1 protein-coding gene is annotated in these 307 nt (G+C 45.0%); it reads right to left on the bottom strand.

Annotated elements, in window-relative coordinates:
* The coding region (locus BCU91_RS20265) for an Ig-like domain-containing protein (protein ID WP_157936276.1) at nt 1-307 on the bottom strand (307 nt) is incomplete at both ends.

Below are 307 nucleotides of genomic sequence, written 5' to 3'. Positions count from 1 at the left end.
TCAACATCAGCCACTAAGTCTGGGGCATCATTTTCAGCGCCAACATTAATGGTGAGGGTTGCCGTATCAGTTGCCGTGCCGTCAGTTACAGTATATTCAACAGTATCTACGCCATTAAAGTCCAATGGAGGCGTGTAGGAGTAACTGCCATCTGCGGCAATCACAATAGTGCCACCTTCCGTTGTGGTAAAGGTGCCTTCAATAACAGAAAGTGCGTCGCCATCTAGATCTGAATCATTGGCATCCAAATCAACAGTTGAATTAAAGACAACATCTTCTGCTATAAAGATTTCATCATCGACCGCGA

Origin of the sequence: Shewanella sp. 10N.286.52.B9, from assembly GCF_002873635.1 — a bacterium.
Taxonomy (GTDB): Bacteria; Pseudomonadota; Gammaproteobacteria; order Enterobacterales; family Shewanellaceae; genus Shewanella.
Note: the sequence above shows the minus strand (reverse complement) of the source record. Positions and strands in the feature narration are given on the sequence as shown.